The 20,947-nt window shown below is 65.0% G+C and carries 20 protein-coding genes and 1 pseudogene; 10 read left to right on the top strand and 11 right to left on the bottom strand.

The window, feature by feature from the left end:
- Positions 1-7 precede the first annotated feature (7 nt).
- From ASD22_RS02170 to apbC, 4 genes are all read right to left on the bottom strand, one after another.
- Positions 8-502 (bottom strand): hypothetical protein, encoded by a 495-nt coding sequence (locus tag ASD22_RS02170; protein ID WP_056078328.1) that lies wholly within the window; start codon positions 500-502, stop codon positions 8-10.
- 82 nt (positions 503-584) lie between these two features.
- Entirely contained in the window at positions 585-1,151 is a 567-nt protein-coding gene (dcd, locus tag ASD22_RS02165) for a dCTP deaminase (protein WP_056078325.1), read from the bottom strand.
- Positions 1,152-1,344: 193 nt separating this feature from the next.
- Complete coding sequence (locus tag ASD22_RS02160; RefSeq protein ID WP_056078322.1) at positions 1,345-1,878, bottom strand: NADPH-dependent FMN reductase; 534 nt, start codon at positions 1,876-1,878, stop codon at positions 1,345-1,347.
- A complete protein-coding gene (apbC, locus tag ASD22_RS02155; protein ID WP_056078319.1) occupies positions 1,875-2,969 on the bottom strand; it encodes an iron-sulfur cluster carrier protein ApbC in 1,095 nt (364 codons plus the stop codon). Before apbC ends, ASD22_RS02160 begins: the two co-directional genes overlap by 4 nt.
- Positions 2,970-3,154: 185 nt before the next feature.
- Between apbC and ASD22_RS02150 the strand changes: the two genes are divergently transcribed.
- The gene (locus tag ASD22_RS02150; protein WP_007082697.1) at positions 3,155-3,601 is read left to right on the top strand and encodes a DUF2147 domain-containing protein; all 447 of its coding nucleotides are present in this window, start codon (positions 3,155-3,157) and stop codon (positions 3,599-3,601) included.
- Positions 3,602-3,662: 61 nt separating this feature from the next.
- On the opposite strand, the gene ASD22_RS02145 is transcribed toward ASD22_RS02150, so the two are convergent.
- Complete coding sequence (locus tag ASD22_RS02145; RefSeq protein WP_056078317.1) at positions 3,663-4,295, bottom strand: HAD family phosphatase; 633 nt, start codon at positions 4,293-4,295, stop codon at positions 3,663-3,665.
- On the bottom strand, positions 4,295-5,452 hold the full coding sequence (locus ASD22_RS02140; RefSeq protein ID WP_056078314.1) for an MFS transporter: 1,158 nt from the start codon (positions 5,450-5,452) through the stop codon (positions 4,295-4,297). The genes ASD22_RS02145 and ASD22_RS02140 overlap by 1 nt, the downstream gene beginning before the upstream one ends.
- Before the next feature lie 107 nt (positions 5,453-5,559).
- Here ASD22_RS02140 and metG point away from each other — a divergent pair.
- Positions 5,560-7,698: pseudogene (gene metG, locus ASD22_RS02135) on the top strand (methionine--tRNA ligase); the annotation flags it as partial.
- A gap of 89 nt (positions 7,699-7,787) precedes the next feature.
- Here metG and ASD22_RS02130 read toward each other — a convergent pair.
- On the bottom strand, positions 7,788-8,069 hold the full coding sequence (locus tag ASD22_RS02130) for a hypothetical protein (protein ID WP_056078308.1): 282 nt from the start codon (positions 8,067-8,069) through the stop codon (positions 7,788-7,790).
- Positions 8,070-8,144: 75 nt separating this feature from the next.
- Here ASD22_RS02130 and ASD22_RS02125 point away from each other — a divergent pair, with 75 nt between their 5' ends.
- Both ASD22_RS02125 and nth read left to right on the top strand, forming a co-directional pair.
- A complete protein-coding gene (locus ASD22_RS02125) occupies positions 8,145-8,753 on the top strand; it encodes an RnfABCDGE type electron transport complex subunit B (RefSeq protein WP_056078306.1) in 609 nt (202 codons plus the stop codon).
- Positions 8,750-9,382 (top strand): endonuclease III, encoded by a 633-nt coding sequence (nth, locus tag ASD22_RS02120; protein WP_056078303.1) that lies wholly within the window; start codon positions 8,750-8,752, stop codon positions 9,380-9,382. The genes ASD22_RS02125 and nth overlap by 4 nt, the downstream gene beginning before the upstream one ends.
- A 183-nt stretch (positions 9,383-9,565) precedes the next feature.
- Here the strand turns inward: nth and ASD22_RS02115 are convergent, their stop codons facing one another.
- Positions 9,566-10,804 carry a porin gene (locus tag ASD22_RS02115; protein ID WP_056080800.1) on the bottom strand — a complete coding sequence of 413 codons (1,239 nt, stop codon included), beginning with the start codon at positions 10,802-10,804 and terminating at the stop codon, positions 9,566-9,568.
- Between the two features lie 177 nt (positions 10,805-10,981).
- Here ASD22_RS02115 and rnt point away from each other — a divergent pair, with 177 nt between their 5' ends.
- The 6 genes from rnt (at position 10,982) to phoU (ending at position 16,649) form a co-directional block, all read left to right on the top strand.
- The gene (rnt, locus tag ASD22_RS02110) at positions 10,982-11,638 is read left to right on the top strand and encodes a ribonuclease T (RefSeq protein ID WP_056078300.1); all 657 of its coding nucleotides are present in this window, start codon (positions 10,982-10,984) and stop codon (positions 11,636-11,638) included.
- A 161-nt stretch (positions 11,639-11,799) separates the two neighbouring features.
- Entirely contained in the window at positions 11,800-12,831 is a 1,032-nt protein-coding gene (gene pstS / locus ASD22_RS02105; RefSeq protein ID WP_200946332.1) for a phosphate ABC transporter substrate-binding protein PstS, read from the top strand.
- Positions 12,832-13,022: 191 nt separating this feature from the next.
- Complete coding sequence (gene pstC, locus ASD22_RS02100) at positions 13,023-14,030, top strand: phosphate ABC transporter permease subunit PstC (protein WP_056078294.1); 1,008 nt, start codon at positions 13,023-13,025, stop codon at positions 14,028-14,030.
- 88 nt (positions 14,031-14,118) lie between these two features.
- On the top strand, positions 14,119-14,985 hold the full coding sequence (gene pstA / locus ASD22_RS02095) for a phosphate ABC transporter permease PstA (RefSeq protein ID WP_056078291.1): 867 nt from the start codon (positions 14,119-14,121) through the stop codon (positions 14,983-14,985).
- Positions 14,978-15,763 (top strand): phosphate ABC transporter ATP-binding protein PstB, encoded by a 786-nt coding sequence (pstB, locus tag ASD22_RS02090; protein WP_056078288.1) that lies wholly within the window; start codon positions 14,978-14,980, stop codon positions 15,761-15,763. The genes pstA and pstB overlap by 8 nt, the downstream gene beginning before the upstream one ends.
- Positions 15,764-15,908: 145 nt before the next feature.
- Entirely contained in the window at positions 15,909-16,649 is a 741-nt protein-coding gene (gene phoU / locus ASD22_RS02085; protein ID WP_056078285.1) for a phosphate signaling complex protein PhoU, read from the top strand.
- Here phoU and ASD22_RS02080 read toward each other — a convergent pair.
- Genes ASD22_RS02080 through ASD22_RS02070 form a run of 3 tightly spaced genes read right to left on the bottom strand, consistent with a single transcriptional unit; the run spans position 16,646 to position 20,888 of the window.
- Positions 16,646-17,551, bottom strand: a complete 906-nt coding sequence (locus ASD22_RS02080) for a DUF1684 domain-containing protein (protein WP_056080798.1) — start codon at positions 17,549-17,551, stop codon at positions 16,646-16,648. The genes phoU and ASD22_RS02080 overlap by 4 nt on opposite strands.
- A gap of 20 nt (positions 17,552-17,571) precedes the next feature.
- On the bottom strand, positions 17,572-19,386 hold the full coding sequence (gene mutL / locus ASD22_RS02075) for a DNA mismatch repair endonuclease MutL (protein ID WP_056078282.1): 1,815 nt from the start codon (positions 19,384-19,386) through the stop codon (positions 17,572-17,574).
- A gap of 59 nt (positions 19,387-19,445) precedes the next feature.
- A complete protein-coding gene (locus tag ASD22_RS02070; protein ID WP_056078279.1) occupies positions 19,446-20,888 on the bottom strand; it encodes an N-acetylmuramoyl-L-alanine amidase in 1,443 nt (480 codons plus the stop codon).
- Positions 20,889-20,947: the final 59 nt, after the last annotated feature.

The raw sequence follows: 20,947 nt of genomic DNA, 5'->3' as shown, positions 1-20,947 counted from the left end.
GAGCGACTCAGGGCTGCGGATTGGGATCGAAATCCTTGCCGGCCGCATCCTTGCCGCGCTGCTGCTTGTTCATCTGCACCGGCGCGTGGGTCTCCTGCAGCGGACGGGCCTCGGTCTCGATCGGGTTGATCCGCTTCAGCGTGCCGTCGTCATCGAAATACACCGTGAACTTGTAGTCATCCTGCATCCGCGCCATGTACTGCAGGTGCTGCTTGCGGATCTTGGAGTCGTCGCTGCGCTCGAGCAGCACGGTCTTGGGCAGCTTGCCCTGGTCTTTCAGGTAGGCAAAGTGGCTGCCGGTATCCAGCGCGGAAAGCACCGCGCCATCGACCAGGAACTGACCGTTCTTGTAGGCCTTGATGGTGGCGTCGAACTGCCCGCGCATGGCGTTGGTGCTGATGCCCTCCTTGGTGCCACCCAGGCTGCAACCGGCGAGCAATACCACACTGCCCAGCAAGGCCATGGCGGCAATTCGGGTCAGCAGGATGGAAAAACGGATCATCGGACTCTCCTGAAAAATCATCGTTGCACCGGCGAAGTGTAGCGGCCGCCGGCGGTCCTGCGGACCACCGGGCGTGTTTCGTTCACGTACGCGGCAAGGTCACGCCCTGCTGGCCCTGATACTTGCCGCCACGGTCCTTGTAGCTGGTCTCGCATTCCTCGTCGGATTCGAGGAACAGCATCTGCGCCACGCCCTCGTTGGCGTAGATTTTCGCGGGCAGCGGGGTGGTGTTGGAGAACTCCAGCGTCACGTGGCCTTCCCACTCGGGCTCCAGCGGCGTCACGTTGACGATGATGCCGCAGCGCGCGTAGGTGCTTTTGCCCAGGCAGATGGTGAGCACCTTGCGCGGTATCCGGAAGTACTCGATGGTGCGCGCCAGCGCGAAGGAATTGGGCGGGATGATGCAGACATCCGCCTCCACGTCCACGAAGCTGTTCGGATCGAACGACTTCGGATCGACGATGGTGGAGTTGATGTTGGTAAACACCTTGAACTCGCGGGCGCAGCGCACGTCGTAGCCGTAGCTGGAAGTGCCGTAGGAGATCAGCCGCTGCTCGTCCCGAACCTTCACCTGGCCGGGTTCGAACGGCTCGATCATGCCGTGCTGCTCGGCCATGCGGCGGATCCACTTGTCGGGTTTGATGCTCACGCTGTCTCCGGTTCGGTCGGGACGGCCCGGTCAAACCGGGCGCAAAGCGGCAAAAATACATGGTAGGAGTGCTGCTGCGCCAGCGCAGCGGGCTTGTGGGAGCGACTTCAGTCGCGATGCTCTTGCTGTGGAGCCCAGAGGCAGAAGCATCGCGGCTGAAGCCGCTCCCACAAGAACCAACGCGACTGCGCGTCTAAATAGCCGTGGCCAGAATGCCCAGCACCGCCCGCAATTCCGCGCAGCGATCAGCGCTGCCCAGTACCTGCGCCGCTGTGCAGCCAGCGCCCGGAAGCGCCACAGTCAACGGTTGCGAGGTCAGCAGTGGCGCCGACATGGTGGAGAGAATTTCCGCCAGCGACGCTTGCGCATGATACGAATCGCGCGCCGAGGTATTCAGCAACAGCACCGGCTTGCCGGGAAACTCCAGGCTGCCGACCAACCAGTCCAGCAGGTTCTTGAACGCGCCAGGTACGCCGTGGGCGTATTCCGGGCAGGCGACCAGCAAGGCATCAGCGGTGCCGACGGCTGCACGCAGCGCCAGCACCGAAGGCGGCAGCGGATCGACTTCATCGTCCGGATTGAACAGCGGCAGCGTGCCGAGCCCCTCGTACAGCACAAGCTCCAACGTCGGCGGTGCCAGTTGCTGCGCAGCCTGCAGCGCGGCGCGGTTCGACGATGCCCGGCGCAGGCTGCCGCAGAGGCACAACACGCGCCGTGGCGCCGTCATGCAGCGGGCGCGCCCTGCACCACGATCTTGCCCAGGCCCAACGACTTGTTGCGCGGCTGGCGCGACAGCCGGCCGGCCGCGTTGCGGGCGATCTCGCGGTAGCGCGCGGCAAGGTCGGACTCGGGCATCGCCACCACGGTGGGGTTGCCGCCGTCGGCCTGCTCGCGGATGCGGATATCCAGCGGCAGCGAGCCAAGATAGGCCGCGCCGTATTGCGTGGCCATGCGCTCGCCGCCGCCTTCGCCGAAGATGTTCTCCTCGTGGCCGCAGTTGGAGCACACGTGGGTAGCCATGTTCTCCACCACGCCCAGCACCGGCACTTCCACCTTCTCGAACATCTTCAGCGCCTTGCGTGCGTCCAGCAGGGCGATGTCCTGCGGTGTGGTGACGATCACCGCGCCGGCCACCGGCACCTTCTGCGACAACGTCAGCTGGATGTCGCCGGTACCGGGCGGCAGGTCGATGATGAGGTAGTCGAGCTGTTCCCAGCGGGTGTCGGTGATCAGTTGCATCATCGCCTGGGTCACCATCGGGCCGCGCCAGATCATCGGCGTGTCCTCTTCCACCAGGAAACCGATCGACATCACCGGCATGCCGTGCGCCTGCATCGGGATGATGCTCTTGCCGTCCGGCGACGCCGGCTTGCCGTGCACGCCCAGCATGGTCGGCTGGCTGGGGCCGTAGATGTCGGCGTCCATCACGCCGACCTTGGCGCCCTCGGCTTGCAGCGCCAGCGCCAGGTTGGCCGACACGGTGGACTTGCCCACGCCGCCCTTGCCCGAGGCCACCACGATGATGTTCTTCACGTTGGGCAGCGGGCCCAGCGTGCCTTGCACCTTGTGCACGTGGACGCGGCTGGTGATCGACACCGCCGCCGACTCGATCGCCGGGTTCGCTTCCAGGGCCTGCCGCACGCGCGCAGCAAGGCCGTCGATCGCTGTAGCGGCCGGGTAGCCCAGCTGGATATCCACCGAGACCCTCGCCCCGTCGACACCTACCGCCCGCACGTTGTCGGCCAGCGGCGCGCCGGTGTGGGGGTCGATCAGGTCGCCGAGAAGTTGGCGCACCAGCGCGTCGGTAGCTTGGGTCATGGGAACTCGAAGTGATGATGGGGACAACCCATTATGCCAGCGCACCCGCGCGCACCCGTTGATGCAGATCACTGGCGCCATGCCGGCGGCGGGTGCCGGCCGGTGCTTTGCGCAATGCAGCTTGACGCCCCCACGGATCAACGCCAGTCTCGCTTCCATACGCTTTCGTACGGGAGAAAAACGCCATGAAACACGCTTTTCGTCTCACCCTCGCAACCGGCCTGCTGCTGGCCGCCGGCAGCGTCTTCGCCGCCAACACCTCGCCCGTCGGCACCTGGAAAACCATCGACGACAACACCCAGAAGCCGAAGTCGCTGGTGCAGATCACTGAAACCGACGGCGAATTGCAGGCGAAGGTGATCAAGATCCTGCAGTCGGATGACGGCCCGAATCCGGTGTGCGACAAGTGCAGCGGCGAGCGCAAGAACCAGCCGATCGAAGGCATGAACATCATGTGGGGCGTCAGCAAGGATGGCGACGTATGGGACGGCGGCAAGATCCTCGATCCGAAAAACGGCAAGACGTACAAGGTGAAGCTGACCGTCAGCGACGACGGCCAGAAACTCGACGTGCACGGCTATATCGGTTTCTCGCTGCTGGGCCGCACGCAGACCTGGGAACGGCAGGACTGAAACCTTGCCCGCACGAATGAAAAGCCCCGGCCGGTCCGGGGCTTTTTTTTTGCGACGCGTCTCAGGCCGCCGCTGGCGCCAGCACGCCGAGGCGGCAAAGCTGTGCGCGCAGCGTTTCCGCATCCTGGAACCGCAAGCTGTGCATGCCGGCCTGGAACGCCGCCGCCACATTGCGCGGCGCATCGTCGATGTAGATCGTCTGCCGCGGAACCAGCGAGAAGCGCTCGATCGTGCGCTGGAAGATCACCGGGTCGGGCTTGGCCAGGCCTTCCTCGCCCGACACCACGATGCCGTCGAACCAGCGCAGGAACTCGTAGCGCTCGCGCGCCATCGGAAATGTTTCCCGCGACCAGTTGGTCAGCGCGTACAACCGCAGGCCGCGACCGCGCAGTTCATCCAGTATGGCCACACTCGGCGCGATGGCACCGCCCAGCATTTCCGGCCAGCGGGTGTGGAACGCACCGATCAGCTCCGCGTGCTGCGGATGCTGCGCGCTCAACATGGCCACGGCTTCGTGCCAGGAACGGCCGGCGTCCTGCTGGTGGTTCCACAGCGGCGTGCAGATTTCGGCCAGGAAACGCTCCATCGCCGCCTCGTCATCGAACAGGCGCCGGTACAGATAGCGCGGGTCCCAGTCGATCAGCACCCCGCCCAGGTCGAATACCACCGTGTCGAAACTGTTTTCCCTGTTCATCACCGCACCACCCGCGCCGATATCGAAACCATGATCAAAAGACCGCCCACCGCCGCCAGCGCGATCGGCAGGCTGCTGGCGTGGGCCAGAAAGCCGATCAGCGCCGGGCCACTGAGCAAGCCGGCATAACCCAGCGTGGTCACCGTGGCGATGGAAACCGCCGGCGATACGCCGGGCAACCGGCCCGCCGCGCCAAACATCACCGGCACGATATTCGCCGCACCCAGCCCCACCAGCACGAAGCCGAGCATGGCGGCAGCCGGCCACGGCACCGCCGCCGCAATCAGCAAACCCGCCGCCGCCGTGGCTGCACCCACACGCACGCTGGCCACCGGGCCGAAGCGGGCAATCGTGCGATCGCCGGTCAACCGACCCAACGCCATTGCCACCGAAAAACCGGCATAGCCCAAGCCTGCCGACGCCACCGACACGCCGCGGAAATCACGCAGGAACACCGCGCTCCAGTCCAGCATCGCGCCCTCGGCCATAAAGCTGACGAAGCAAACCAGACCCAGCAAAAGCACCGGGCCACGTGGCCAGCGGAACGCCGCACTGTGCCCGGCCGCGGCGGCGATCAGGCCGATCAGGTGGCGCCATTGGGTGATCACGATCAACGCCATCAAGCCCGCGATCACCAGCGCGCCAGCCAGTAGCGGCAAACCCAGCGCCAGCAGCGCGCTCATACCCGCGGCGCCACTCAAGCCGCCCACGCTGAACAAGCCGTGGAAGCCGGACATCAACGGCCGTTGCGCACGCCGCTCCACCTCCACCGCATGCGCATTCATCGCCACATCCACGGCACCCAGCGCCATGCCGAAATACAGCAGCGCCAACGCCAGCGACACGATGCCGGGCGCGAGCGCCAGCAGCGGCAACGCCGTGCACAACATCAAGCCGCCGATGCCGATCACCCGTCGACTGCCGAAGCGCTCGGTGAGCATGCCGACCAGCGGCATCGCCACCATCGAGCCGCCGCCAAACGCCAGCAGCACCAGGCCCAGCGTCGCATCGTCCAGCGCCAGGCGCGCCTTGGCATACGGCACCATCGGCGCCCAGGCCGCCATGCCGATACCGGACACCAGAAACGTGAGTCGCGTGGCGCGAGTCGCCGCTGCGAGGGGTGGCCCGTCGGTGACCATGGGCACCCTTGTCTGCATTGCGAGATTTCCATCAACAGCGAAGCGGCACAATGTAGACAGCTGCGCATCGACACGCAATCCGCGCCCATCGTTGACCGCGGCATACGCGTTCGGAACGGTGGAAACGCCATGCCATAATGTGCAGTCATCACCGGAAACCGCACACCATGAGTCGCCGCCTCCTCGTCACCAACGCCCTGCCCTACGCCAATGGCCCGCTGCACATGGGCCATCTGCTGGGCTACATCCAGGCCGATATCTGGGTGCGGGCGCAGCGAATGAGCGGCAACGAAGCGATCTACGTCTGCGCCGACGACGCGCACGGCACGCCGATCATGCTGGCCGCCGAAAAAGCCGGTGTGACGCCGGAGGTTTTCATCGACGGCATCCGCCAGGGTCACGAGGCGGATTTCGCCGCGTTCGGCGTGGCGTTCGACCATTACCACACCACGCATTCGGACGAGAATCGCGAGCTGGCCACGCTGATCTACACGCGCCTGCGCGATGGCGGCTCCATTGCGCGCCGCTCGATCCAGCAGTTGTTCGATCCCGAAAAGCAGATGTTCCTGCCCGACCGCTACATCAAGGGCACCTGCCCGAAATGCGGCACGCCCGACCAGTACGGCGACAACTGCGAAAACTGCGGCGCCACCTACGCGCCCACCGACCTGATCAACCCGTATTCGGTGATGTCCGGCGCCACGCCCATGCTGCGCGATTCGGAGCATTACTTCTTCGAGCTGGGCAAGTTCGAGACGCTGTTGCGCGACTGGTTCGCGGGCAAGTTCACCGACGGCAAGCCGGTGGCCAACAGCGGCGTCAGCGCCAAGCTGCGCGAATGGCTGGATGGCGGCCTGAAGGACTGGGACATCTCGCGCGATGCGCCCTACTTCGGCTTTCCCATCCCCGATGCGCCGGGCAAGTTCTTCTATGTGTGGCTGGATGCGCCGGTCGGCTACCTGGCCAGCTTCAAGGCGTTGTGCGACCGCACCGGCCTGAAGTTCGACGACTTCCTGGCCGCCGACAGCACCGCCGAGATGCACCACTTCATCGGCAAGGACATCATCAATTTCCACGGCCTGTTCTGGCCGGCGATGCTGCACGGCGCCGGCTTCCGCACGCCGACCGCGCTGCACGTCAACGGCTACCTCACCGTCAACGGCGCCAAGATGTCCAAGTCGCGCGGCACCTTCATCCAGGCGCGCACCTATCTCGACGCTGGCCTGCATCCGGAATGCCTGCGCTACTACTTCGCCACCATGCTCAACGACGCGCCGGTCGACGTGGACCTGGACCTGAAGGCATTCGAGGAGCGGATCAACTCGCACCTGATCGGCAAGTGGGTGAACATCGCCAGCCGCACCGCGGGTTTCACGCAGAAGTTTTTCGACGGCAAGCTGGCCAATCACTTCGACGCCGAGGAAGCCGCGCTGTGGCAGGAGCTGCTGTCGCACTACAACGGCATCGACGCGCTGTACGAAACCGGCGAGTTCGCCGACGTCACCCGCCGCTTCGTCGCCATCGCGGATCTGGTCAACGGCTACATCGCGGCCAAGGCGCCGTGGGTGATCGCCAAGGACGCCGCGCGACGCGAGGAATTGCAGCAAGTCTGCACGCTGGCGCTGCACGGCTTCCGCCTGCTTTCCGGCTTGCTGAAACCGATCCTGCCGACCACCGTGGCCGCGGCGGAAGCCTTCCTGGCCGCGCCGATCGCCGATTTCGACGATGCCCGCCGCACGCTGTTCGGCCACACCATCAACGCTTTCGAACCGCTGCTGGGCCGGCTCGATCCCAAGCGCATCGAGGCGATGGTGGAAGCGTCGAAGGAATCACTGGGCACCACGCCTGCCGAAGCACCCGTTGCCGATAAAAAGAAGAAGCCCATGAACGACAGCCCCAAGCCTGCCGCAAATCCCGAAGCCCAGGATTCCGCCACCATATCCATCGACGACTTCGCCAAACTCGACCTGCGCATCGGCAAGGTGCGGGCCTGCGAATTCGTGGAAGGCTCGGACAAGCTGCTGCGCTTCGAACTGGACGCCGGCGAACTGGGCACGCGACAGATCTTCTCCGGCATCCGCGCCGCCTATGGCGAACCGGAGAAGCTGGTCGGCCGCAACGTGGTGTTCATCGCCAACCTGGCGCCACGCAAGATGCGTTTCGGCCTGTCCGAGGGCATGATCCTGTCCGCCGGCAACGGCGGCAGCGACCTGTTCCTGCTGGATGCGGATCAGGGCGCCCAGCCCGGCGCCACCGTCCGCTGAATCGAGCGTTGCAGGAGCGCACCCTGTGCGCGATGCTTTTCTGTACGTGCCGAAGAGCATCGCGCACAGGGTGCGCTCCTACAGGGCTGTCACCTCGCGTACGTCACGAAGAAACCCACCAGATCGCCGTTCTCGCTGTACGGCGACATGGCCACGAAACGATAGCCGCGGGCGGCGTATTCCGCATGCGACTTGGTCAGCTTGTCGGCCATGTGCGCCTTGCGGAAACCGAAGGTCGCATCGACGAATACCGTGATCGTGTCGCCCGTTGGCGTTGCCGCCTGCGCGGATGTCGAATGGGTGAGCAGGATCGAGCCGCCGGCGCCGAGCACGGCAGCGAGCAGCAGGGACGCGAGATACGACGATTTCATGGCACGCTCCGTTGGATGAAAGTTGCGGGACAATACCGCAGTGACCACCCATTATTCCCGCTCCAACCCTTTCGCATGAGTGCGCCCATCGACACCCTGGCTGACCGCATCGACGCCTTGCTGCCGCAAACCCAGTGCGAGCAATGTGGCTACCACGGTTGCCGGCCGTACGCCGAGGCGATGGCCCGTGGCGAGGCGCCGATCAACCAGTGTCCGCCCGGTGGCGCGGCCGGTATCGCGAAGCTGGCCGCATTGCTCGATCAGCCCGTGCTGCCGTTGAATCCCGACCACGGCATCGAGAAACCGCGCACGCTGGCGCGCATCGTGGAGGCCGACTGCATCGGCTGCACCAAATGCATCCAGGCCTGCCCAGTCGACGCCATCGTGGGTGCGGCCAAGTTGATGCATACCGTCATCGCCGACGATTGCACCGGCTGCGAACTGTGCGTGGCCGCCTGCCCGGTCGACTGCATCGTGCTGGAACCGATGCCGCTGGCGCAGGCCGGCGACGTGGTCCATGCCGATACCGCACGCGAGCATTTCCAGCGGCGCGAGGCACGACTGGCGCGCGAACAGGCGCAGCGCGAGGCCGAGCTGGCGGCGCGCAAGGTCGCGGTCGAGACCAACCCGGTATTGGCGGCGCTGGCCCGCGCCCGCGCAAAACAGGGGCCATCCCGCCAATGAAGCGCGCCGACATCATCGAACTGTTCTCGCGCCTGCGCGAACTCAACCCGCATCCGAAAACCGAGCTGGTCTACACCACGCCGTTCGAGTTGCTGGTGGCAGTGGTGCTGTCGGCGCAGGCCACCGACGTGGGCGTGAACAAGGCCACGAAGAAGCTGTACCCGGTGGCCAATACACCGCAGGCGATCCTGGCGCTGGGCGAGGACGGGCTCAAGAAGTACATCAGCACGATCGGCCTGTTCAACGCCAAGGCAAAAAACGTCATCGCGCTGTGCCGCCTGCTGATCGAGCAGCACCACGGCGAGGTGCCGCGCACCCGTGCCGAACTGGAAGCGCTGCCTGGCGTGGGCCGCAAGACCGCCAACGTGGTGCTGAATACGGCCTTTGGCGAGCCGACCATCGCGGTCGACACGCACATCTTCCGCGTCGCCAACCGCACCGGCCTGGCGCCAGGCAAGGACGTGCGCGCGGTCGAGGACAAGCTGGAGAAAGTGGTGCCGACCGAGTTCAAGCTCGACGCGCATCACTGGCTTATCCTGCACGGCCGCTACGTATGCAAGGCACGCAAACCCGATTGCCCGAATTGCGTGATACGCGATTTGTGCCGGTACAAGGACAAGACGGTTTAGGGCCGGGATTCGGGATTCGGGATTCGGGATTCGGGATTCGCGAGAGCTTTTGCGCGCGGCATTCCCAAAAGCAAACGGCGGGCAATGCCCGCCGTTTTTCCTTCCCTGGGTAAAACTCCTTTCCGATAGCCGTCCGTTGTCAGCCACCACGCCCGGACAACAGCTTGCCCGGGACGTGTTGCATCAGAATGACAGTTCGCCGAACACGCCGATCTCGTTGGTCTTCACGCTCTGCACGTGCAGCGGCACCGGCGCGGTGACCGTCTTCTTGGCATTTTCGTGCTTCCACACGCCTGCCAGCTTGAAGCCCTTGGTGACCTGGAACTCGACGCCGGCGTTGTAGTAGACGTCCTTGTTGCCCTTGTCCAGATCCTTGCTGAGCTTTGCGTTGTCGTAGCGTGCGAACAGGTTCACCCCGTCCGCCACCGCCACGCTGGCCCACAGCGAGTACCCATCGGCCTTGTCGGAGATCGGGTTCAGCACGTTGTTCCAGTTCTTCGCGGTGAAGTACTCGGCGCCCACGCGGAACGCGTCGCTGGCATACGCCACCATCAGGTCGCCGCGGCTGGCGGTGTTGGTCGCGTTGATGTTTTCGGTTTCCTGACCGCGATGGCCGCTGTAGCCACCGACGGCCACAACCATGTTGTCGAACGGCACGAAACCCACGCGTGCCTCGACGTCCACACCCTTGCTGCGGCCAGGATTCTTATAGCCACGGCCGTTGACCACCGACACCGCGTAGCTGACCGTCTTGCCGGCCAGGTCGCCACCCATGTGCAGGCCCCAGTCAGCCGAGTTGCCATACTTCAGGCGATCGGTGAGCGTGTTCTCGACATAGCGGAAGCCGTAGAACTTCTCGGCGAACGGAATCCACGGCATGTCGGTCGAACCGATGCGCAGCACCGCCGCATCGCTGAACTTGCCCTGCGCATACGCCTTCTTGACGAAGACGCTGGTCTGGCCGTCGCTGCTGGCGTAATTGAAGTCGGTGGTGAGGCTGGCCGACCAGATGTCACTGAATTTGTGATCGACGCCGAGGTAGAAGCGCTTCACATCCAGGCCGATGCCGGAGGCGTCGGTCTTGCCGGTGTCGCTGTTTTTCTGGTCGATGTTGGTGAAGTCGAAGTACATCTTGCCGGACAGTTTGGTGTTGTTGACCGCCTTTTCCAGCGCCGCAAGCTTCTTGTCGCTGGCGCTGGTCAGGTTGGTCGCCTTCTCCACCGCCTGGCCGGTGCTGACGTTGATGTCGGACTGCGCATCGGTACGCTGTTCCAGCGCATCGACCTTCGCCTGCAAGTCGGCCAGTTGTGCCCTGAGCAACGCCACATCGCCGCTGTTGGTCGCCTGCGGTGCCGCGATGGAACTGAAACTGGCGAGGCCCAAGCCGGCCGCAATGGCTACCGCGATCAATCTGCAACGCATGGTGTACTCCGTCATAGGTGGGAAAGTTTTCGCCGTGCGCCCGCGTCATTGCGGGGTGCGCGACAAGCAGCCATGACAGATTGACGTGCGCGTTTTACAGCGCGATGCCGTTTTGATGACAGTACGGCGACAGGCGGCGCAACCCGCGTTGAAGCACTCGGCTGATATGCTTCGCCGATGCAAATCCCGAACAGCAAAACACCGCGCATGGCCGAGCGGTTCCGCGGTTTCCTGCCCGTGGTGGTGGACGTCGAAACCGGCGGCTTCGATGCACAGCACGATGCCTTGCTGGAGATAGCGGCGGTTCCGTTATCAATGGACGCCGAGGGTTACCTGCGGCTGCAGCCGACCGTATCGACGCATGTGGAGCCGTTTCCCGGCGCCAATCTCGACCCGCGTTCGCTGGAAATCACCGGCATCGACCCGTACAACCCGCTGCGCGGCGCACTGGCCGAGCGGCTGGCGCTGGACTTCATCTTTCAAGCCGTACGCGATGCGGTGCGCGGCGCCGAATGCCAGCGGGCGATCCTGGTCGGTCACAACGCCGCGTTCGACCTGGGCTTTCTCAACCAGGCGGTGCGTCGCTGCGGACACAAGCGCAACCCGTTCCATCCCTTCAGTTGTTTCGACACGGTGAGCTTTGGCGGACTCGCCTATGGCCAGACCGTATTGAGCAAGGCAGTACTGGCCGCCGGCCATCCATTCGACAGCCGCGAAGCCCATTCGGCCGTTTATGACGCCGAGCGCACGGCCGAACTGTTCTGCAGCGTGGTCAACCGCTGGCGGCAGATGGAGTTGTTCGAGCAGGCACACAGCGGTCTGAATGTGGCTTGAGGGGCGGTGCGGCGCCCTTTTCGCTCCCGATTCCCTGCGTCGTTTTCCCTGCCCCAAACCCCACTGTCATCCTGCTGCAACATTCGCATCATCCAATGGCAACACGAAAGACCTGAAATGACGCCGTCACCTTTGACGTCCTTCCAAGGAGCTAACCCGTGTTGACCCTTCGCAAAACTCCCATCCGCTTCGCCGCCGTGGCGACGCTGGCCGTCGCCTCGACATTCGGCATGGCCGCCCAGGCCACCGACATCACCGGTGCCGGCTCCAGCTTCGTCTACCCGGTGATGTCCAAGTGGTCGGCCGCGTACGCGGAGCAGACCGGCAACCGCCTCAACTACCAGTCGGTCGGTTCCGGCGCCGGCATCGCGCAGATCAAGGAAGGCACCATCGATTTCGGCGCGTCCGATGCGCCGATGAAGGCGGAAGACCTGAAGAAATTCGGCTTGGGCCAGTTCCCGATCGTGGTCGGCGGCATCGTGCCGGTGGTCAACATCGCCGGTGTGCAGGCAGGCCAGATCAAGCTGGACGGCACCACCCTGGCCAACATCTTCCTGGGCAAGATCAACAACTGGAACGACCCGAAGATCGCCGCGCTGAATGCCGGCCTGAAGCTGCCCGCCGGCAAGATCACGGTGGTGCACCGCTCGGATGGTTCGGGCACCTCGTTCAACTTCACCAACTTCCTGTCCAAGGTCAGCCCGACCTGGGCCAGCCAGGTGAAATTCGGCACGGCGGTGGAATGGCCGACCGGCGTGGGCGGCAAGGGCAACGAGGGCGTGTCGCAGTACGTGAAGCAGATCAAGGGTTCGATCGGCTACGTCGAATATGCCTACGCGGTGAAGAACAAGCTCAGCTGGACCGACCTGAAGAACGCTGCCGGCAACGTGGTGGCACCTGACGCGGACAGCTTCGCCGCCGCCGCGGCCACGGCCGACTGGGCCAGCACCCAGGATTTCAACCTGATCATGACCAACGCCCCCGGCGCCAAGGCGTGGCCGATCACCGCCACCACCTGGATGATCATGTACAAGACGCCGAAGAACGCCGGCAACAGCAAGACAGCCTTCGACTTCTTCAAGTACGCGCTGGAAAACGGCCAGAAGGCCGCCAGTGATCTCGACTACGTGCCGCTTCCCGCGGCCCTGGTGAAGCAGATCGAGGCGTACTGGGCGGCCGAGTTCAAGCACTGAGGTTCCGCGGCACGACGGGGCGTATCGCTGCAAACGATGCGCCCCACCGTGCTGTCAGCTTCACGCCGCATCGTTCGCCCTGAGCGTAGCGTTGCGAAGTCGTCCTCCCCTCGGCTTCGCTCCCTCCGCGCCTGCGTTCAGGGCGAACGGTGTGGCAGTACTGCCCAACCACGCATCAACCGAGTCCGTCCATGTCCATCGCGTCATCCACCGACATCCTCGAACAGCGCACCCGCCGCGATGCCCGCCACGAGCGGCTGTTCCGCTGGCTGTTGAAGGGCTGTGCGCTGATCGTGCTGGCCGCGCTGCTGGGCGCCGCCGGTGCCACGTTGTGGGGCGGGCGCGAGGCGTTCGCCACGTTCGGCTGGCACTTCCTGATCAGCTCGGAGTGGGACCCGGGCAACGACGTCTACGGCGCACTGGTGCCGGTGTACGGCACGCTGGCCACCTCGTTCATCGCGCTGCTGATCGCCGTGCCGATCAGCTTCGGCATCGCGCTCTATCTTTCCGAAGTGGCGCCGGCATGGTTGCGCACGCCGGTGGCATCGGCGATCGAGCTGCTGGCCGGCATCCCCTCGATCATCTACGGCATGTGGGGGCTTTTCATCTTCGCCCCGTTCTTCGCCGAACACCTCAAGCCTTGGCTGACCAACAACCTCGGCAACAAACCCGATGATGGCCAGCTGTCATGGGTGGCCGAACACGTGCCCGTCGTCGGCAAGCTGTTCGGCAGCGATTACCCCTTTGGCGCCAGCATCCTGGTGGCCGGCATCGTGCTGGCGATCATGGTCATCCCGTTCATTTCGTCGGTGATGCGCGAGGTCTTCCAGACCGTGCCCACGCCGCTGAAGGAGTCGGCCTATGCGCTGGGTTCCAGCACGTGGGAAGTGGCATGGAACATCGTGCTGCCGTACACGCGTTCGGCGGTGATCGGCGGCATCTTCCTGGGCCTGGGCCGCGCGCTGGGCGAGACCATGGCGGTGACCTTCGTGCTGGGCAACTCGATGCGCCTGTCGTCGTCGCTGCTGGATCCGGGCACGTCCATCGCCTCCGCCATCGCCAACCAGTTCAGTGAAGCGGTGGGCCTGCAGAAGTCGGCGCTGATGGCGCTGGCGTTCCTGCTGTTCGTGGTCACCTTCATCGTGCTGCTGATCGCGCGGCTGATGTTGCGACGGCTGGCCAGCAAGGAGGGGCGATGATGGATAGCCGGGATTCGGGATTCGAGATGGGGGATTCGCGGAAGCATCGCCTGCGAGCTGACTCCTGCAAGGACTGGGGGGACGCCGCATGAACGCCTTGTACCTGCGCCGCCGCATCACCAATGCGCTGGCGATGTTGCTGAGTACGCTGGCCACCCTGGTCGGGCTGGCTTTCCTGGCATGGATCCTGTGGGAAACCCTGCGCCAGGGCATCAGCGCGCTGGATCTGAAACTGTTCACGAAAATCACCGCCTACGGCGAGGATGGTGGCCTGGCCAACGCGATGGTCGGCAGCCTGATCATCAACTTCGTGGGCATCGCCATCGCCACGCCGATCGGCGTGCTGGCCGGCACCTGGCTGGCCGAATACGCCAACCGCACCAAGCTCGGCGAATCCATCCGCTTCCTCAACGACATCCTGCTGTCGGCGCCGTCGATCGTGATGGGCCTGTTCGTCTACACCATCATCGTGCTGCCCAGCACGGCGCTGACCAACGGCTCGACCACGTTCTCCGGTTTCGCCGGCGGCGTGGCGCTGGCGCTGATCGCCCTGCCGGTGATCGTGCGCACCACCGACGAAATGCTGCGGCTGGTGCCAGCCACGCTGCGTGAGGCCGCGCTGTCGCTGGGCGTGCCGCAATGGAAACTGACCGTGCAGGTGCTGATCCGCGCTGCGCGCTCGGGCATCGTCACCGGCGTGCTGCTGGCGCTGGCGCGAATCAGCGGCGAGACCGCACCGCTGCTGTTCACCGCGTTCGGCAACAACTTCATGGCCATCAACCCGATGGAGAAGATGTCCAGCCTGCCGCAGATCATCTACCAGTACGCCAACGACCCGGGCGAATCCATGCACGCGTTGGCGTGGGCTGGCGCGTTCGTGATCACCATGTTCGTACTGCTGCTGAGCCTCGTTTCCCGCCTGATCCTTTCCCGTACCAAGGTATCCCATGACTGATTCCGCGCCCGCCGCGTCAGCCGCCGCGACCAAGATCACGGTGCGCGACCTGCACTTTCACTACGGCGATTTCCATGCGCTGAAAGGCATCGACATGAACGTGCCGGAGAAGCAGGTCACCTCGATCATCGGGCCTTCCGGTTGCGGCAAGTCCACGTTGCTGCGCATTTTCAACCGCATCTACGCGATCTATCCGAAGCTGCGCGCGGAAGGCTCGATCGAACTGGACGGCGAAAACATCCTCGCGCCCGGCTACTCGCTGAACCGGTTGCGCAGCAAGGTCGGCATGGTGTTCCAGAAGCCGGTGCCGTTCCCGATGACGATCTTCGAGAACGTGGCCTACGGCATCCGCCACCACGAGAAGCTGTCCAGGCCGGACATGGAAAACCGCGTTGAGCAGGCGCTGCGCAGCGCCGCGCTATGGGACGAGGTGAAGGACAAGCTGAAACAGAATGCGCTGGGGCTTTCCGGCGGCCAGCAACAACGCCTGTGCATCGCCCGTGCGATCGCACTGAAGCCTGAAGTGCTGTTGCTGGACGAACCGACCTCCGCGCTCGATCCGATCGCCACCGGCCGTATCGAGCAGCTGGTGGAGGAGCTGAAAGGCGAATTCACCATCGTCATCGTCACCCACAACATGCAGCAGGCGGCGCGTTGCTCCGACCTCACCGCGTTCATGTACCTGGGCGAGCTGGTGGAATTCGGGCCGACGGAAAGGATCTTCACCAAGCCGGGCAAGAAGCAGACCGAGGATTACATCACCGGCAGGTTCGGCTGATAAAGCCCCTCTCCCGCTTTGCGGGAGAGGGGTTGGGGAGAGGGCCAGCGCAACCTGCAGCCCCGCGCTCCGCCCGCTCCCTCTCCCGCCCTTCGGGCACCCTCTCCCGCAAGCGGGAGAGGGGAAAAAACATACGAGGCAACCCATGAACACTGGCAAAGACCACATCATCAAAAGCTACGACGCGGAACTGGGTCGCCTCACCGGCGAGATCGTGCGCATGGGCGAACTGTCGGTGACGCAGCTGGAAGCGGCGATCGACGTACTGGAACGGCGCGACGAACGCGCCGCGCAACACGTGGTTGCCAACGACGAGGCGATCGACCAGCTCGAACAGTCCATCAGCCACGACGTGGTGCGCCTGCTGGCACTGCGCGCACCGATGGCCGGCGACCTGCGCAATGTGTTCGCGGCGCTGCGTATCGCCTCCGACATCGAGCGCATCGGCGACTACGCGGCGAACGTGGCGAAGCGATCCATCCCGCTGTCGATGGCGCCGCCCGTCGCTCCTACCCGCGGTCTGCGCCACCTGGCCGAGATGGCGGCCACCGCCACCCGTGACGTGCTGGCAGCCTATCGCGATGGCAACGTGGAGAGCGCCCATCGGGTGTGGAAAAACGACGTGGTGCTGGATGACGCCTACACCGGCTACTTCCGCGAATTGCTCACCTACATGATGGAAGACCCGCGCAACATCACGCCGTGCACGCACCTGTTGTTCATGGCCAAGAACATCGAGCGCATCGGCGACCATGCCACCAATATTGCCGAGAACACCTGGTTCCAGGTCACCGGCGAGACGCTGGACAGCCAGCGCAGCAAACGCGATTTCACCGCCAGCCCGCAGCTGGACCGACTGGGCCCGCCGGCGGACAACAACAACTAATCGGCGTGCCCGCCGCGGTAGTTTTTCTCGCCGGCGGTAACGCGCAGATCGAGCCGGTTTTCCGGCGGCGCCAGCGGACAGGTGGCGAACGCGGTGAAAGCGCAGGGCGGGTTGTAGGCCTTGTTGAAATCGAGCGTGACCTTGCCGTCCTTCGGCGGGTTGATGTACAGGAAGCGCGCCGCCCCGTAGGTTTCGCGGCCACTGGTGCGGTCGGCGAACACCACGAAATACTGCGCGTCGCCCGGCACTTCGATCACCGGCAGGATCTCGAACGTCTTGCCGTCGCGGCTGAAACGCGCCGTGCCGGGCACCGGGTATTTCTCGGTGGTGCCGATCACGGTACCCATCTCCAGCGTCTGGCCTGCGCTCGCCGGCACCCAGTCGGCTTCGATGCGCCACGCGGAGTCGATCGGAAAATAATCGATGCCGACAAAGTCGCGCCGCGTCGGCGCCTCGGTGTCCTTGATCCGCAGACCCTTGCGGCCCTCGCGATCGATCACCAGGAAGCTGACGGTGCCCATGCTCACCAGGGTGGGCGCGCCCTCGCCTGCCTGCACGTCGTCGACCAGGGTGGCCTCGCGCAGCGGCTTGCCATCGATCAACGCGCCGCTGTCGGCGGCAAGCGCCAGATGCACGCTGCCATCCGCGCGCAGGTTGACGACACCCAGATGCGCGGGCATCGCGCTGACCACGATGTCGTTGTCGGCGGCGCTGCCGATACGGTTGTCGCCCGGCTGCAGCCACTCCAGCCCGATCAGGCTCAGCCAACCGGCCGGCGCGGTCAGCCGCACCACGCGGTCGGCGCGCCATTGCTCCACGTCGCGGTGGTGATCGGTGCTGTTGGCGTGCACGGCGGTGACTCCCAGGATGGCGGTGGCGGCGAAAAGCATGAAACGTTTCATCATTGATCCAGATGTCGGGCTCAACGCCCGCGCATGAATAGTTTGTCCAGCTCAGCCAGGCTCAGCTGGGTCCAGGTCGGGCGGCCGTGGTTGCATTGGCCGGAGCGCTCGGTGGCTTCCATCTCGCGCAGCAGCGCATTCATTTCGGGAAGCGTCAGCCGACGCCCGGCCCGTACGGAGCCGTGGCAGGCCATGGTCGAAAGCAGCTCGTTCTCCAGCTCCTGCAGGCGACGCGAACTGCCGTGCTGGGCCAGCTCCGACAGCACATCGCGGCTGAGCTGGCCCACGTCGGCACCTTCCAGCAAGGCGGGGATGCGCCGCACCACGACGGTGGACGGACCGCTGCGCGACAGCTCAAGCCCCCACTCGGCCAGCGCGTCGGCATGTTCCTCGGCTGCCGCCGCTTCCTTCGCGCTGACCGCGATGGAGAGCGGCACCAGCAGCATCTGCGAGCGCAGGTTGCTGCTGGCGCGGCCGGATTTCAGTTTCTCGTAGGTGATGCGCTCGTGCGCCGCGTGCATGTCGACCAGCACCAGGCCGTGCGCATTCTCGGCCAGCACGAAGATGCTTTTCAGCTGGGCGATGGCGAAACCCAGCGGCGGCGTCTCGCTGTCGTCGGCAGCGGGCATCGACGGGGCTGCGGGCATTGAGGGGCTTTCACCCAGCAAGGCGGCGTAGCCGGCCAGCGGCGCATCGCGCACGCCCAGGCTCAAACGGCTCTGGCTGAACTGGCCCGGCCACGCTGGCGCGCTGCCGGTGGATGGCGTGACCGGGCTGGCGTACCCCGTTGCGGTGGCCAGCTCGGGTTCGGCCACGGGCAACGTCCCCAGCCCGGCACGGGTTTGCGCCAGCGCCTCGTGCAGCGTGCGGAACAGGAAATCGTGCACCAGCCGCTGCTCGCGAAAACGCACTTCGTGCTTGGCCGGGTGCACGTTCACATCCACGCCGGCGGGGTCGAGCTGCAGGTACAGCACGAACGCGGCATGCCGGCCGTGGAACAGCACGTCGGCATACGCCTGACGCACCGCGTGGGCCACGATGCGATCGCGCACCAGCCGCCCGTTGACGTAGAAATATTGCGAATCGGCCTGGGCGCGCGATGCCGTGGGCAGGCCGACCCAGCCGGACAGATGCAGCCCCGCCGCCGCATGGTCGATGCGCAGGCTTTGCGCGGGAAACTCCTCGCCCAGCACTTCGGCCACGCGTTGCAGCGCCGCGCGCTCGTCGCTGGCGGCTTTCCAGATGCGCACGGGCTTGCCGTTGTGACTGAGGCGAAATTCCACGCCATCGCGGGCCAGCGCCAGCGATTTCAGCAAGTCGTCGATATGGGCGAATTCGGTACGCTCGGCACGCATGAACTTGCGCCGCGCCGGCACGTTGTAGAACAGGTCGCGGATTTCGACGCTGGTGCCCTGCGGGTGTTGCGCCGGGCGCGCCGCCTGCAACTTCCCGCCATCGACCTCGATACGGAACGCCGCATCTTCACCGCTGGCGCGCGAGGTCAGCGCAAAGCGCGATACCGACGACACCGACGCCAGCGCCTCACCGCGGAAGCCCATGCTGGCCACGTGTTCCAGATCGTCGAAGCTGCCGATCTTGCTGGTGGCGTGCGACGCCACCGCCAGCGGCAATTCATCCACGGGGATGCCGCCACCATCGTCGCGTACGCGAATCAATCGCGCACCGCCGGCTTCGATATCCACCTCGATGCGGCGAGCGCCGGCATCAAGGCTGTTTTCCACCAGTTCCTTGACCACCGACGACGGCCGCTCGATGACCTCGCCAGCGGCGATCTGATTGATGAGTGCGGGGGGTAACAGGCGAATGGCAGTCATCCGCCAACTTTAGCAGCGAACAACGTCGCTGCCCGACCGTTCGGCCCTGCTGTCGTGCTTCAGCTGGTGGGAATGGCCAGCATCACGCCGGCGCGCACAGTGTCGCTGCTCATCTGGTTGGCATTCTTGAGCGCGCTGACACTCACGCCGTACTGGCGCGCGATGCTGCCCAGGCTTTCGCCACGATTGACCTTGTGCAGATCGCGCACGCCGGCGTCGGCGCGCGTGGACGATGACGTGGTCGACTTGCCGGTCGACGCCAACTGCACGCCACTGCGCTGCGCCGCCTGCGCCGCAAACCAGGTGCCCGGCGGCGGCGTGGATTCGAAATAGTTCTTTACCCCGCCCATCACGGCGGCCGCCAGCCGCTTCTGGTGTGCCGGGTCGCGCAGCTTGCGCTCTTCCTTCGGATTGCTGATGAACGCCGTCTCGACCAGGATCGACGGCACGTCGGGCGAGCGCAGCACCACGAAATTCGCTTTCTCCACATAACCGCGATGGGTCGGACCGAGCTGGGCCAGCGCCTTCAACACATTGCCGGCCACCACATCGCTGGCCTGCATCGCCCAGCCCTGTTGCAGGTCGAGCAGCACCTTGGCCAGGCCATCGTCCTTGTCATCCAGCGTGGTGCCGCCGATCAGGTCGGCGCGGTTCTCGCGATCGGCCAGCCAGCGCGCTGCTTCGCTGGTCTTGCCTCGCGGCGACAACACCCACACCGACGAGCCCTTGGCGTCGTCACTGGTAAACGAATCGGCGTGGATGGAGACGAACAGGTCGGCGTTGTTCTCGCGCGCGATCTTGTAACGCTGCTTCAGCGGGATGTAGAAATCGCTGTTGCGGGTCAGCACGGCCTTCATGCCGGGCTGGCGGTTGATCATCGCAGCCAGGTCACGGGCCACCGCGAGGGTGACGTTCTTTTCCTGGGTGCCACCGGGGCCGTGGGCGCCGGAATCCTTGCCACCATGGCCGGCGTCGATCGCCACCACCACCGCGCGCTGGCCGTTCAGCAACGCGGCGGCCTGCTGGGTCGATGCGCGGCTGCTGTGCTCCGATGTGGCCTTGGGCGCAGCCGCCGTAGTGACGACGCGATCAGCCGTGGCGCTGTCGGGATAAAGGTCGAGCACCAGGCGGTAATTGTCGCCCTTGCGCGGTTCCAGCACGAAGCTCTTCAGGTGGCTGTCCGGATGAACCTTGGCGGTGAGCTGCAGGTTCTTGCCGATGCGGGCATGGCTCATGCCGCGCAGCAGGCCTTGCGCGCCCGGATCGGAAAAGCTGCGGCTGAAGCCGCTGTCGGGCAAATCGACCAGGACCTCGCCACCCTTCTGGCGGATCTTGTAGTGCAGCGGCCCGGTCGCATCGATCACCACGCGGGTATATTCCGGGCCGGCCCAGACGCGAACACCTTCGAGATTGGCCGCGTGAACGGCACCTGTCGGCGCCACGGCGAGCGCCGCGACAACCATCGCGCCACGAAAAACGATGCTGTTCAGGTAACCGGCCATGGCCCGCATTGAAACGCACACGCCTGCGGATTGCAAGAGGTTTTCCCTTGAATATCCAT

Origin of the sequence: Rhodanobacter sp. Root480, from assembly GCF_001426645.1 — a bacterium.
GTDB lineage: Bacteria > Pseudomonadota > Gammaproteobacteria > Xanthomonadales > Rhodanobacteraceae > Rhodanobacter > Rhodanobacter ginsenosidimutans.
Note: the sequence above shows the minus strand (reverse complement) of the source record. Positions and strands in the feature narration are given on the sequence as shown.